14 protein-coding genes are annotated in these 13016 nt (G+C 49.2%); 12 read left to right on the forward strand and 2 right to left on the reverse strand.

The window, feature by feature from the left end; translation table 11 throughout:
* The first annotated feature begins 11 nt into the window (after positions 1–11).
* From JVX88_RS03950 to JVX88_RS04005, 12 genes are all read left to right on the forward strand, one after another.
* Positions 12–1376, forward strand: a complete 1365-nt coding sequence (locus JVX88_RS03950; RefSeq protein ID WP_211625948.1) for a sigma-54-dependent transcriptional regulator — start codon at positions 12–14, stop codon at positions 1374–1376.
* A 93-nt stretch (positions 1377–1469) separates the two neighbouring features.
* Entirely contained in the window at positions 1470–3143 is a 1674-nt protein-coding gene (locus tag JVX88_RS03955; protein WP_211625950.1) for a right-handed parallel beta-helix repeat-containing protein, read from the forward strand.
* Positions 3144–3223: 80 nt separating this feature from the next.
* Positions 3224–3850, forward strand: a complete 627-nt coding sequence (locus tag JVX88_RS03960; protein ID WP_211625952.1) for a DUF4126 domain-containing protein — start codon at positions 3224–3226, stop codon at positions 3848–3850.
* Between the two features lie 49 nt (positions 3851–3899).
* Positions 3900–4835: a DUF4349 domain-containing protein gene (locus JVX88_RS03965; protein WP_211625953.1), complete on the forward strand. Its 936-nt coding sequence runs from the start codon at positions 3900–3902 to the stop codon at positions 4833–4835.
* A gap of 1 nt (position 4836) precedes the next feature.
* The gene (locus JVX88_RS03970; protein WP_211625955.1) at positions 4837–5040 is read left to right on the forward strand and encodes a hypothetical protein; all 204 of its coding nucleotides are present in this window, start codon (positions 4837–4839) and stop codon (positions 5038–5040) included.
* Positions 5041–5293: 253 nt separating this feature from the next.
* Positions 5294–6682, forward strand: a complete 1389-nt coding sequence (gene mgtE, locus JVX88_RS03975; protein WP_211625957.1) for a magnesium transporter — start codon at positions 5294–5296, stop codon at positions 6680–6682.
* A gap of 114 nt (positions 6683–6796) precedes the next feature.
* Positions 6797–8749 carry a PEP/pyruvate-binding domain-containing protein gene (locus JVX88_RS03980; protein WP_211625958.1) on the forward strand — a complete coding sequence of 651 codons (1953 nt, stop codon included), beginning with the start codon at positions 6797–6799 and terminating at the stop codon, positions 8747–8749.
* 38 nt (positions 8750–8787) lie between these two features.
* The gene (locus tag JVX88_RS03985; protein ID WP_211625959.1) at positions 8788–9321 is read left to right on the forward strand and encodes a tetratricopeptide repeat protein; all 534 of its coding nucleotides are present in this window, start codon (positions 8788–8790) and stop codon (positions 9319–9321) included.
* Positions 9322–9454: 133 nt separating this feature from the next.
* Positions 9455–10018 (forward strand): elongation factor P, encoded by a 564-nt coding sequence (gene efp, locus JVX88_RS03990; RefSeq protein WP_211625960.1) that lies wholly within the window; start codon positions 9455–9457, stop codon positions 10016–10018.
* A 133-nt stretch (positions 10019–10151) separates the two neighbouring features.
* Positions 10152–10409, forward strand: coding sequence for a glycosyltransferase N-terminal domain-containing protein (locus tag JVX88_RS43875; protein WP_225931458.1), 258 nt, complete (start codon positions 10152–10154; stop codon positions 10407–10409).
* 92 nt (positions 10410–10501) lie between these two features.
* Positions 10502–10711: a hypothetical protein gene (locus JVX88_RS04000; RefSeq protein WP_211625962.1), complete on the forward strand. Its 210-nt coding sequence runs from the start codon at positions 10502–10504 to the stop codon at positions 10709–10711.
* On the forward strand, positions 10683–11585 hold the full coding sequence (locus tag JVX88_RS04005) for an SDH family Clp fold serine proteinase (RefSeq protein ID WP_211625963.1): 903 nt from the start codon (positions 10683–10685) through the stop codon (positions 11583–11585). Before JVX88_RS04000 ends, JVX88_RS04005 begins: the two co-directional genes overlap by 29 nt.
* 1 nt (position 11586) lies before the next feature.
* Here JVX88_RS04005 and JVX88_RS04010 read toward each other — a convergent pair whose 3' ends face one another.
* Both JVX88_RS04010 and JVX88_RS04015 read right to left on the reverse strand, forming a co-directional pair.
* Positions 11587–11724 carry a hypothetical protein gene (locus JVX88_RS04010; protein WP_211625965.1) on the reverse strand — a complete coding sequence of 46 codons (138 nt, stop codon included), beginning with the start codon at positions 11722–11724 and terminating at the stop codon, positions 11587–11589.
* Between the two features lie 91 nt (positions 11725–11815).
* Positions 11816–12994 carry an ATP-binding protein gene (locus JVX88_RS04015; RefSeq protein WP_211625967.1) on the reverse strand — a complete coding sequence of 393 codons (1179 nt, stop codon included), beginning with the start codon at positions 12992–12994 and terminating at the stop codon, positions 11816–11818.
* Positions 12995–13016 lie beyond the last annotated feature (22 nt).

Genomic DNA, 13016 nt, shown 5'->3' on the forward strand with positions numbered 1-13016 from the left:
ATCACTAAAATATGGCACGTAAATCAATACTCGTCGTTGATGACGAAAAAAACCAACGAGAGATCCTTGAAACTATCCTTTCTGGAGAGGGTTACGATGTAACAACGGCAAGCTCGGGCGAAGCGGCAATGAAGTTTGTGGAGTCGCGAAGGTTCGATCTTGTTCTAACAGACCTAAAAATGACTGGAATGTCCGGTCTAGATCTTCTCAAGGAGCTTACGAATTTTGACAGATCGATCATCGTTATATTATTGACGGCCCACGGGTCGGTAGATTCTGCCGTGGATGCCTTGCGATTAGGAGCCTTCGATTACCTTCAAAAACCTTACGACAGCGAGAAACTACTGGAAACGGTGTCGCGCGCTTTGAACAAGCTGACCGCGCTTGATACAGAGATCGTTTCAGTCTCGCCGGAAATGGATAAGGTAAAGAAGCTTATCCTTAAGATCGCCAAGTCGAATTCGACCGTTCTGATCCGCGGCGAAAGCGGTACTGGAAAGGAATTGATCGCGCGTTCGATGCATAAGAACAGTCTGCGGGGAAACGAAACTTTCCAGGCTGTGAACTGCGCCGCTATTAACGAGAATCTCCTGGAATCTGAATTGTTCGGCCACGAGAAAGGTGCATTTACAGGAGCTGTCGGTGAAAAGAAAGGGCTTTTTGAGATCGCCAATAACGGAACGCTTTTTCTCGATGAAATAGGCGAACTCGACATCGCTCTACAGGCCAAGCTCCTTCGCGCCTTGCAGGAAAAGGAGATCCGTCGCGTCGGCGGTGTCAAAGAGATCCCGGTTGACGTGCGTGTGCTTGCGGCGACTAATCGGGATCTGCTAAAGATGACTGAAGAAAAACGATTCCGCGAAGATCTTTACTACCGTTTGAACGTGCTTTCAATAGAGATCCCGCCCCTTCGCGAACGACGAACGGACATCCCTGCATTGATAGAATATTTTGTGAAGAAACACACGCGCGGATCCGATCGAAAGATCGAGATAGATGCGTCTGCGAGAGAATTGCTCGAAAATTATCATTATCCCGGCAATGTCCGCCAGCTAGAATCGGCCATCGAAAGGGCGATATTGCTTTGCGAAAATGATCGAATTACGAGCGACGATCTTCCACCCGAAATGGTCCCGACCGGACGTGTCCCAAGCTCTTCAGAGAATGGTGATGAGTTGTTCAAATTGCCGCCCGAGGGCGTCAGCTTTGAGGACGTTGAAAAGAGCCTGATTATGCAGGCAATGGAACGAACCGACGGGAACATCACGAAATCTGCCAAGCTGCTAGGCCTCACCTTCAGGACGCTACAGTATCGCCTGGAAAAATTCGGTATAAAGAAGGATCAGACCGAAAATGAGGAAGATGGAGATTCTTAGAAGTCAACGAGCCCTCGTCGACCGGAAGCAGTAACTATTGATTCTTTCAAAAGATGATGCTATAACGCCAGCATTATGAAAAACGGAAGATCTATGTCTGGCCTCTTTGGGGCTTTCGTGTTGGTATTCGCTTCTGTAGTAGCGACCGCACAGGACGCAGTCGTTCGTTCAGATGGATCACCGGACAAGGCCCGACGAGCCGCGTTCGTTCCGATAACTGAAGTTCCGTCTCTGCTTGCGACTATAGTAGTCAATAACAACGGTGATGCTACGGATGCCACGCCCGGGGACGGGGTGTGCGAAACGGTGACCGGCAACGGCGTGTGCACACTGAGAGCTGCTGTTGCCGAAGCGAATGCTCTTGCTGGTAACGACGTGATCACCTTCGATCCTTCCGTGGCATTGATCCAGATCAACGGGCAGATCGCCATAAGCTCAAATTTGTCGATCGTCGGGCCGGGTCCGAATCTTCTCACAATCCAAAACACAGCTCCACTAGCTACGACGAGCAGGATATTCAATATCACGAATTTTGTCGTAGGTATCCATGGAGTTACGCTTGCGGGCGGCATCGTAACCGGAAACGGCGGTGCTATTCAGAATACCGGCACACTGACGATCACGAGCTGCGTGATCCGAAACAATAGCGCGAATGGGTCAACGGGCATCGGCGGCGGGATACGCAGCACAAATACCCTTCGTTTATATAATTCTGTGCTCCACGATAATTCTTCCGCTGCGAGCACGAGCGGCGGCATCAGTTTTGCCGGTGCAACTCTTGAGATACGAAACTCAACCATCCGCAATAACACATCTTTCGGCAACGGCGGCGGAATGAATATCTCGGCGACATCCTCCGTTTTGATCCGAAATTCGACGATAAGCAATAACACTGCGGGTGCGGCATCCGGCGGATTATTCTTGAATCGAGGCGAGATCGTGAACTCGACGATCAGCGGCAATACGGCGAACGGATCCCTTGCGACCGAAGGCGGCGGAGGCATCCGGATCCAGGCCGGGGCGAATACTGTGGCTATAATTTCCTCGACCATTACCAACAATTCAGCTCCGAATACAGCTGCCGGTGCTCGGGGCGGGATCTGGCATGAAACCGGAACACTGACGCTTTCAAATACGATCATTGCAGCCAACGTAACTCAAGACATTCAGCGGGATGGGACCGGAGTTATCACAAATAGCGGCCACAACCTGATCGGCAGAAATACAAGTGTAACTACGGAATTCCCTGCCGGACTTCCAAACGGAACGAATTATGTTGGAACATCGAAATCACCGCTAGATCCGCTTCTTGGTTCACTGGCAAACAATGGTGGCCCCACATTCACACATCTGCCTCAAACAGGGAGTCTGGCGATCGATAACGGTGTAGGGAACGCACTTGCGGGAGACCAACGCGATTTTATCCGTACCTTTGACGTGCCTGGAGTTCCAAATGCTCCTTCGGGAAATGGAACAGATATCGGTTCGGTCGAGGCACAGAGTATTCCGCGGCCTGCTGCAGTGTCAATATCAGGCTCTGTCGTAGACACTGCTGGTATCGGGATCCCACGCGTGCTTTTGGTGATGACTGATCCCAATGGCAACTCTCTTTCGGCGATAACGAACAACTTTGGCCGATTCACCATCTCAGGTCTGAACACCGAAGAAGTTTATGTCATATCGGCCTATGCGAAGGAATTACTGATATCGCCGTCTGTAATTCTTCTGCCGGGTCTTGCTGAGATGAATTTCCAATTGAATCGCTAATCGATGGCAGAACAAGCGTTATTGTTCTGACGTAATTCACACAGGAAATTACACCGATCGGAAAGTGGGGAGGCAATATAATGGAGTGGTTCTCAACTTTGACCCTTGCACTCGGTTCTGCGTGGACCAGCGGCATCAATCTTTATGCCACCGTGTCAGTTCTTGGCCTTCTCCAAAAATTCGGCTCGGTCAAACTGCCCGGCGGACTTGAGGTTCTTGATAATTGGTGGATCATCGGCATCTCTGGTTTTCTTTATACAGTAGAGTTTTTTGCTGACAAGATCCCATATGTGGACAGCGTCTGGGATGTCGTACATACATTCATCCGCGTACCCGCCGGAGCGATCGTAGCCTATGCGGCTGTTTCTGAAATGGATCCGAGTATTTCGATCCCGGCGGCTCTTGTTGGCGGCGGTTTTGCCTTTGCTTCACACGGAACAAAGGCAGCAGTTCGCGTCGGAGCCAATCTTTCACCAGAACCCGTTTCGAACTGGCTGCTATCGCTTTTTGAGGACGCGATAGCCTTTATAGGCACGCTTCTGTCGGTTTTCGCACCTGTCATAATTGCGATCGTGCTCGTATTGTTCGCCGTCTTCTTTTTCTGGTTCTTCCCAAAGATATACCGGGCATTTCGCAGAATGATCAATGCGGTCAAAGCATTTTCGCGCGGAGAAGGATTTAAAGAGATCGCACGCAAGGCGGGTTGATCTTGCGCGTTCAATACCAGACCGGATACTTTCCGAGCGAGGTGATGTTATGAGATCTCTTCTCACTTTTTTCTTTATTTCATTGATATTCATAACATCTTGTGGTGGCGGCTCTGAGGTCGCGATCCAAGATGGCTCCTCATCAGCGCCCGAGTTTGCACGAACTTCCGAAGATCCCGGAGACGCTGGCGCAAGGCAGGCGCCGGAAAGTTCACGAAGCGTTTCGCTAGATACGTCTTTGCAAACATCGCCTACGGCAAGAAAGGTCATTCGGAATGCAGAACTAACCCTCGAATCTGACGATCCGGAAAAGACCCAGAAACAGGTGTCGGCCATCGCCGAATCAAAGGGTGGTTTTGTTACCGAAACTCAGCAAAGCAGTAGCGACAGGCGGGGCACTGCAAGAGACACGATCCTGGTTTCGTTGAGAGTTCCCGCGGACAAGTTTGCCGAAACTGTTGAAGAGACACGAAGAACGGCCGGGCGGGTCGTTTTTGAGAACATAAAAGGCCAGGATGTTACAGAAGAATTCATCGATATCGAGGCACGCCTGAAAGCCCATCGAGCGCTTGAGGACCAATTCCTTGAAATAATGAAACGTGCGAACACTGTTGCTGACGCATTGAATGTCCAGCGTGAACTGGCGAATGTTCGTGCGGAGATCGAGAAGATCGAAGGCCGAAAGCGCTTCCTTGAAGATCAGGTAAGCCTTTCAACGATAAAGCTACGAATCCAAACGCCGGCAGCGATCTCGGCAAGCGGAGCAGATTTCGGCCAAAGACTGGTCGAGGCTGTCAGCACCGGTTTCGATGCGGCACTCGGTTTTGTGCTGGGAATGGTTACAGTAGTTATCGCTCTTATCCCGTTCTTGGTTTTCATTTGCTTGCCGATACTGCTTGTGCTTCGGTATTTTTGGAAGAGGCTGAAGCGAAGACGGACCGCCGCGGCGATCATAAAAGACGAACTTGTCGAAGTCTCGGAATGATATGGATCACATTTTCAGGGTAATGGCAATCGTGCTCGCCTGTATCGCCGTTTATCTATACTGGGTCGGGAGCAGCGATGGGCTTTACTTTGCGATCGTACTTGCATGCGTAGCATTCTTTCTGGGGATTCGGGTACAGGTCAAGCGCCGCAATGATGAGCGTCAAGGCTCCACTTTGGCCGATCAGGATAAAACATCAGGCTAAACAAGCACTATTTTCTCACAAATCAAATCTCTATTTCACTATTTGACCTCCTTTGGTGAAGCAACCGCTTCAGGTTGTCATCATCAGATTATAGAGACCGACCGCTAAATTTATTGAGACCTTGGCGTTCGGCCTGGCTGGCAATTTCGAATCAATTATTTGTCTGGTGGAACATGGATTGATAGGCTGATACTTCACTATCATCTCGGTGCTGAACTGTGGTTTGTTCTTTTTCCGTAAAAGGAGAGTAGGTATGCGCGGACTTACAGAAAAAAGAGATACGATCCTTGAAGTTCTCCGTAAGCGGAGTGTTTCAGAGATCCGTGCGTCAATAAGCGATCTGGCCCCGAATGAAATAGCTTCGCTCATACCGACGATCAGCACACCCGAAGATCGGGCTTTGCTTTTCCGCGTTCTTCCGCGAGAGATCGCAACAGAAACCTTTGAGTACCTTCCACATCGTGATCAAAAAGAACTCACCGAATCGCTTGCGAACGAGGAGGTTGCATTGATCCTTGAATCAATGGCTGATGACGACAGGACTCGGTTCTTCGAGGAATTACCGAGCGGGGTTGCGCAGCGTCTGCTTTTACTTCTTTCCGAATCGGAGCGTAGAAAGGCCACATTGCTTCTTGGTTATCCAGAGGATAGCGTAGGCCGGCTTATGACGCCGCACTATGTAATGGTGCGGCCGCATTGGACGGTCCAGCAAGCGCTCGAACACATAAGGAAGTTCGGTAAGGATAGTGAGACGCTCACGATGGTATATGTCGTGAACGAACGTGGGGTTCTGATCGATGATATTAGAATGCGGCTATTTTTGCTTGCTTCGCCCGAAACACGCGTTACCGATCTGATGAACAATCGATTTGTGGCACTAAAGGCCACCGATTCACAGGAAGACGCGGTATCTGTTTTTCGTGAAGCGGACCTGCCGGCATTGCCGGTAACGGATGCAGACGGAGCCTTGATAGGAGTTGTTACGGCTGACGATATCCTTGACATAGCCGAACAGGAAGCGACTGAAGACATCCAAAAATTTGGCGGTTTGGAAGCTCTTGAGCTTCCGTATGTTGAAACCCCATTCCTATCCCTGATAAAGAAAAGAGCCGGTTGGCTGGTGATCTTGTTCATCGGCGAAATGCTCACTGCATCCGCCATGGGTTACTTCGAACATGAGATAGCACAAGCCGTCGTTCTTGCACTGTTTGTACCCCTGATCATCTCATCAGGTGGTAATAGCGGCTCGCAGGCGGCCACGCTTGTCATACGTGCAATGGCTCTAAAGGAGATCTCGCTACGCGATTGGTTCTGGGTCATCCGGCGGGAGATCTTTTCAGGGCTTTCATTGGGAATTATCCTAGGAAGCATAGGGTATCTTCGGATCACGTTATGGCAAAAGCTGGGATTCTTCAATTATTCGGAACACTGGCCGCTAGTAGCCCTGACCATATTTTTGTCTCTGGTCGCGATCGTCATGTGGGGAACCGTTTCGGGCTCGATGATACCGTTCGTTATGCGGAGGGTTGGTTTGGATCCCGCGACGTCCTCAGCTCCTTTTGTTGCTACACTGGTAGATGTAACAGGGATCGTCATCTACTTTTCTATAGCTGCCATTGTGCTTCGCGGAACATTGCTTTGAGATGATATCCGATCTTGAACAGTCCAAAGCAGGGCATCCAAAATATTCTGATGGGCATCATTTTTATTTAATAGTAGTTCCTTGTATCTGATCAAAAATAGAGATTTCTTAATCATGCTTATTCGAAAAGCTTGTTTCCCTTTAACTTGTGTGATCGTCTTTCTCTGCTCTGTCTTACTGGGATTTGGCCAGATTCGCCCAGAGGCACCACCGAGAACCGATGGTGGCGAAGTGATCAAGAATGAATCCGCAACGCTGGAAAATTCGCTACCAAAGATAACTAGCGAGGCGGAATTCATCTCGATCGCGCGCACTTTCCATCCGAATACGCCATATTCGCTACCTCACGCAATGTTCGTATTGGATAGGAAAGAGGACAAGCTTTACTTCGTCAACTCACAGCGATTCCGCTTTCACAAGGACTTTTTGTTAGGCACTTATCTTGTCCCCCGAGGGGCTGATGTATTCAAGCCTGTCTATATCGATGAGGACCGGAGGTTCATCGTCGGTACGGTCGCTTGGCAACGAACCGTAGATAAATACACTTGGGAGATATGGGAGGGCGATATGGCCACGGCGGAACATTTGAAACTTGCTGATGAGGCGATCAACCGACATTTTTTCACGAAGGTATATTACAAGCCGAACTCGTCAAGACAGGAGGATATCTCCTCACAGATAAAGCTGGATCGTGTTCTGGTAAGCGAGATCAACGCCGGCCAGGAATATCTCGCGCTTAATCCAGGGAAGGCCGTCGGCCGAGTTCATATAATCGACAAACTGGATGATACCGTAGAGATCGGCGATAACGAGATTATCGTTCTTAATGAACTTCCGATGTCGCTTCCGCCGGTTCGCGGCATAATTGTTACTAAGCCATCATCACCGCTTTCCCACGTAAACATCCTTGCAAAAGGTTGGGGCATCCCGAATGTGTATATCAAAGATGCGGATAAGCTATTTCGTGACAAGCACACTTATGTATGGGAGCTTGATGCTACGCTGACCGAATATAAATGGCGTCCGATAGATGACCCGAACGAACTTGCTGTCAGGTTCGCATCGCCGAATCAGCAAGTGGCACCGAGCGATCTGAGCGTTACACGACTGACCGGACTCAAGGAAATGCGAGCGAAGGATAGCATTCTTTTCGGCGCAAAGGCAGCGAATCTTGGCGAGATAATAAATGCAAGGATCCCTGGTTTTACCGTGCCGGATGGATTCTCAATTCCATTCTATTGGTACGACAAATTCATGCGGGACAACGGCCTCGATGACGAGATCGAAGATCTTATGGATGACTATGATTTTGTCCATAATCCCCGATATCGCCGTCAAAAGCTCGAAGAATTTCGAAAGAAGATCCAGGCAGCCAAGATGGATCCCTTGCTTGAACGTCAGATCTATACGAAATGGCGCACCCAGCTTGGATTGCGTCCTGTATTCGTTAGGAGTTCGTCAAACGCGGAAGATCTTCCTAATTTTTCTGGTGCCGGACTTTACTCAAGTGTCTTCAACGTACGAACGCGTGCCGCTCTGATGAACGGCGTAAAGAAGGTTTGGGCGTCGCTCTGGAATTTTGAGGCTTACGAAGCTCGCGTGCGCAACTATGTGGATCAGGAAAAGGTCTTTATGTCGGCACTGATCCAAGTCGGCGTTGATATGGAACGCGGCGGGGTAATGATCACTAAGGATCCGTTTGATCGTGACAACTCAGAGCCTATCTTCATAAGTTCTGTCTGCGGACACAATTCGAATGTTGTCAACAACAAGGGAATGCCTGAGCAGTTGATCTACCTTCCGGAGCTTGACACGGTGTCGGTCATCACTCTCTCTGACCAAACAAGTGCCTTGCGTTTCAGCCTCGCCGGCGATATGAGGCAGGTCAATGACAGATGTGCAAACGCTCAAGGCCGGGTGGTGTCGGATGCAAACGCACGTGCTCTTGCAGAGATCGCAATGCGCATCGAGAAGGCATTTAGTGGTGTTCCGCAGGATATAGAGTGGGGAATGATCGGCCCTCGGATCTACATCGTGCAAACGCGTCCTTATATTGACGGCAAATGAATTTGCATACCAACGGCTAATTTGCGAATAATCTTCATATGATGAAGCTATTTGTCTTAGTATCATTAGCCGCGATTATTGCGGGATGTTCTAACAATACGGCTCGAACGGGATCTAATTCTCACGAACCCGTACGTGCCGAAAAACTCCAGTCAACAACCGTTCACACCACAGAGGGACAAGCCACGCCGACCGGAGCGAATGAAAAAGCGGCCGCCGCGGCAGATGAAGCAAAGGGCGGGAAATTCTCTGCGGGCGGGAACCCGATCGATACGGAGAAATTTGATAAGGCGATCTCCGAAGCAGAATCAGAGTTGGAAAAAAAGCCCAATGAATCAAGTGCGAAATTGGCCGCCGCAAACGCTTATTTCGAACGTGGATTCGCACTTACGGAAGCTAGGCAATATGCCGCTGCTCTTGCGGATTACAGAAAAGCGCTCAAGATCGATCCAAACCACGAAGAGTCCAAAAAATGGGAGCAACAGATCATCGGCATTTACAACATGATGAAGAAGGAATACCCAAAACCAGGCGAGGAGCCACCACCTTTGCCCTACAAGAAAGGCTCTTAAAATAAAGCTCAAGAACGATCGATCATAGACATTACCGGTTCGATGATTTTGATTTTTCGGGCCGGTAAATTATTTTAAAGAGTTCGGTTACAGCCCGATATTTAAACCGGACCTGTGGGGCATTTTTAGGATTATGGCTATTTCGGCAAACGATATAAGAAAAGGTATGGTGATCCTTCACGAGGGAGCACCTGTAAAAGTAATGGAATTTCATCACCATACGCCCGGAAATCTTCGGGCAATGGTGCAGGCACGATTACGCAATCTGCTTACCGGAAATTCTTTTGAATTTCGCTTTCGTTCGAACGACACGCTCGAAAAGGTAACGCTTGACCAGCAGAAAATGGAATATCTCTATTCAGATGGCACACACCATCATTTTATGAATCAAGAGAATTTTGAGCAGGTCGCATTGACAGAAGACGAACTCGGCGATGCCGCTCAATGGTTAATGCCGGGCTTGATAATTGAGGTAGAGTTCTATAATGGAACGCCGATAGGCGTCACGCTCCCTGCCTCAATGGAATTGACGGTAACCGAAACCGAGCCGCAATTAAAGGGAGCGACCGCCTCAAACTCGAACAAACCGGCAACGCTCGAGAACGGCGTAACATTGATGGTCCCGCCGTTCATATCGGAAGGCGAAAAGATCCGTGTAAACCCGGCCGAAGCGCGCTATATGGAACGGGTAAAATAGTTTGGATGGTTGCGAAAGTCTAAGAGGCCTGTAAAGTCATAAATGATAGACTTTCCAGGCTTCTATGCTTTCCGGACCTGCGGGATGAATGTTTTTTGTTTATTCAATCCTTCTAAGCTTGGGCTTTGCGGTAATGTCGCCGCTCTTCTTTTTGCGGCGTGAAAAATACGCATCAGGATTTTCAGAAAGGCTCGGAAATTACCCGGAATTCATACACGATGGCCGGAAAGTTATCTGGCTACACTGCGTTTCAGTAGGCGAGACCAATGCAGCCAGGTCTTTGGTAGACCAGCTCTGGTCCGAGCTCCCGGATCACCGGCTAATCGTTTCAACCACAACAAAAACAGGCCAAGAACTAGCGAAAAAGGTATTTGCAGAACATTGTCCATAAAACGGCGCAGAATGCTTTTTGAGAGTTTCGGAAATCAACCCAATTTAGGCATTTAATCAGTTTAAGGTCAAAAATTGGCCAGGAGGAAAGTGATGCCCGACAGAAAAGTGTGGAAAGCATCTGAAATTGAAGACGTTTTTCGTACTCTTCATTTATCTATAGGTTCGGCCTCGTCGTTCACGCAATTCGAAGCTGCAGAGGTTGCCGGTAAAGAAGTGCTTATTACCCGACTCTCGGATAGTTCAAATCCCCCACCGACCGGGAGAATGCCAGATGCCGACTTGGAAAGATCTTTTAACTGAGGTTCAAGCGGCTGGAAGCGTTTATGACGTCGTTCGACGCAAATACCTTCGAAGCTATACCGAACTCACAAATAGAAACGTAATCATATATTATTCGGGCTGGCTTCAGAAAGCTAGCCTTGCAAATCACGGATACGCCGGCTTCGGTGTTAACGACACTGACAAGAACGGCTTCATGGCGGCGATTCATCAACTGGATAGGTCGCGAGGTCTCGATCTCTTTCTCCATACCCCAGGCGGAGATACTGCTGCAACAGAGTCGTTGGTCGATTATCTTCGATCCATGTTCGACTCAGATATTAGAGCGATTGTCCCTCAAATTGCAATGTCTGCGGGTACGATGATTGCTCTTTCGGCCAAAGAAGTTGTCATGGGGAAGCATTCGTCACTTGGTCCAATTGATCCTCAAATCGGTGGCATTCCAGCGCATGGAATTCTAGAAGAGTTTACCAAAGCCGCAGAAGACATTTCTGCGAACCCAGCTATGATTCCGCTTTGGCAACCTATTATAGGTCGATATAACCCTACGCTAATTGGTGCCTGTCAAAAAGCAATTCAGTGGTGTGAAGAACTCGCAAGGGAATGGCTTGTAACAGGTATGTTTTGCGGCGATAAAGACAGAGTTACTAAGGCGAATACGATCATCGCCGAACTTGGCAGTCATTCGCTGACAAAATCACATGCACGTCACATTAGCAAAAAGAAAGCCGAAGATTTAGGTATTAGGATTGTATCGCTTGAAGACGATCAGGGTTTACAGGATGCTGTTCTGTCGGTGCATCACGCGACGATTCAGACACTATCAGCTACTCCTGCGTGCAAGATAATCGAGAATCAGCTTGGTGTTGCTTACGTAGAGACAGTCGGAAGATAGCCTAGACAACTTCGAGATCCGTATCAAATTCATCCAAACTGATGAACTCGTCCTCGCCATTTGCCAATGCGTTCTCACGGTTTGCCAGATAGCCGCGGTGGCATTCCGGAGCTTCGCTGTTGACGTTTCGCTCGGTCATACGCAAATTATAACATCGAGCCCAAATCTACCACCCCAAAATACAAGCAAACATCAACGGGGCGATGATCGAGGCGTCGCATAGATTCTTGCTACTTCGCCTTCAATTCTACCATGAGATCATAGAGGCTTTTGATCTCGATATCGTCGTTAGTTGAGTACGAATCAGCCTCGGCATGGACAACGATCTTTCTCGCAGGCCGAATGTCATTGCAAGCCTCGTGAAATCCGCGAGCGAGTGCGGCGGCGGGGTTGCGTTTGACTTCGATCGCCCACTTTTCTTTTCCGCCAAACGCGAGAAGAATATCGATCTCGGCTCCGCCCGCAGTTCGGTAATAAAATGCTTCGGCACCGAAAGGCAGCACCGACATTATGTTTTCCAGAACGAACCCTTCCCAGCTTTTTCCGACAATTGGGTGGCCCAATAGCTCGCTGAGATCACCAATATTCAGCAGAGCGTGCGTGATGCCGCTGTCGCGAACAAACACTCTGGGTGACCGAACCAGGCGCTTCTTGATGTTAGCCGTGTAGGGCTGTAGCTTTCTGATGAGCAGAAGGTCAGCTAATAGATCGACGTATCGGCTTACGCTTACATTTGATATCTCAAGAGACGTTCCCAGCTTGGATAGATTGATGTTTGTTCCCTGAGAATGAGCGAGCATCGTCCATAAACGTTCGAGCGTGACCGCCGGAATGCGCGGTCCGAATATTGGCACCTCGCGTTCAAGGTAGGTTTTGATGAAATCTCGCCGCCACCGAAGGCTGGCTTTGTCGCTGTCAGAAAGCAGGCTTTCGGGGAAGCCACCGCGAAGCCAAAGGCTATTCAATTCGTTCAACTCACTCGGAGCATCCAAGAACTCATCGGCACAAACCGGAAAAAGTTCGAGGTATGATATTCGTCCAGCGAGGCTCTCAGATGATTGGCGAAGCAGGTCGATCGACGCTGAGCCTAAGAATAAAAAATGTCCGGCCTTATTCCCGCGTCGCCTCTCGGCGTCGATCAGACCGCGGATCTCCCTAAACACCTCCGGCAGCCTCTGCACCTCGTCCAATATGATCAGCTTGTCCCGATTCTCCCGATGGAATGCTGCAATATTTTGGACTTTCTGGCGGTCGATCGAGTCTTCCAGGTCAAGATACACCGATGGGATCGATTCACTTATCGCAAATGCCAAGGTAGTCTTTCCGACCTGCCGCGGGCCCAACAACGCGACCGATGATGCATTTCGCAGCCGCTCGATCAGTTCTGATTGTAAGTTCCGCTCGATCATCTATGCAAATCTAACATAAAAT

The organism is Leptolyngbya sp. 7M, from assembly GCF_018128485.1.

Bases quoted from the DNA above. Each gene is read 5' to 3' on its own strand.
- JVX88_RS03950 (WP_211625948.1), top strand. From the start codon at position 12: ATGGCACGTAAATCAATACTCGTCGTTGATGACGAAAAAAACCAACGA.
- JVX88_RS03955 (WP_211625950.1), top strand. From the start codon at position 1,470: ATGTCTGGCCTCTTTGGGGCTTTCGTGTTGGTATTCGCTTCTGTAGTA.
- JVX88_RS03960 (WP_211625952.1), top strand. From the start codon at position 3,224: ATGGAGTGGTTCTCAACTTTGACCCTTGCACTCGGTTCTGCGTGGACC.
- JVX88_RS03965 (WP_211625953.1), top strand. From the start codon at position 3,900: ATGAGATCTCTTCTCACTTTTTTCTTTATTTCATTGATATTCATAACA.
- JVX88_RS03970 (WP_211625955.1), top strand. From the start codon at position 4,837: ATGGATCACATTTTCAGGGTAATGGCAATCGTGCTCGCCTGTATCGCC.
- mgtE (WP_211625957.1), top strand. From the start codon at position 5,294: ATGCGCGGACTTACAGAAAAAAGAGATACGATCCTTGAAGTTCTCCGT.
- JVX88_RS03980 (WP_211625958.1), top strand. From the start codon at position 6,797: ATGCTTATTCGAAAAGCTTGTTTCCCTTTAACTTGTGTGATCGTCTTT.
- JVX88_RS03985 (WP_211625959.1), top strand. From the start codon at position 8,788: ATGATGAAGCTATTTGTCTTAGTATCATTAGCCGCGATTATTGCGGGA.
- efp (WP_211625960.1), top strand. From the start codon at position 9,455: ATGGCTATTTCGGCAAACGATATAAGAAAAGGTATGGTGATCCTTCAC.
- JVX88_RS43875 (WP_225931458.1), top strand. From the start codon at position 10,152: ATGTCGCCGCTCTTCTTTTTGCGGCGTGAAAAATACGCATCAGGATTT.
- JVX88_RS04000 (WP_211625962.1), top strand. From the start codon at position 10,502: ATGCCCGACAGAAAAGTGTGGAAAGCATCTGAAATTGAAGACGTTTTT.
- JVX88_RS04005 (WP_211625963.1), top strand. From the start codon at position 10,683: ATGCCGACTTGGAAAGATCTTTTAACTGAGGTTCAAGCGGCTGGAAGC.
- JVX88_RS04010 (WP_211625965.1), bottom strand. From the start codon at position 11,724: ATGACCGAGCGAAACGTCAACAGCGAAGCTCCGGAATGCCACCGCGGC.
- JVX88_RS04015 (WP_211625967.1), bottom strand. From the start codon at position 12,994: ATGATCGAGCGGAACTTACAATCAGAACTGATCGAGCGGCTGCGAAAT.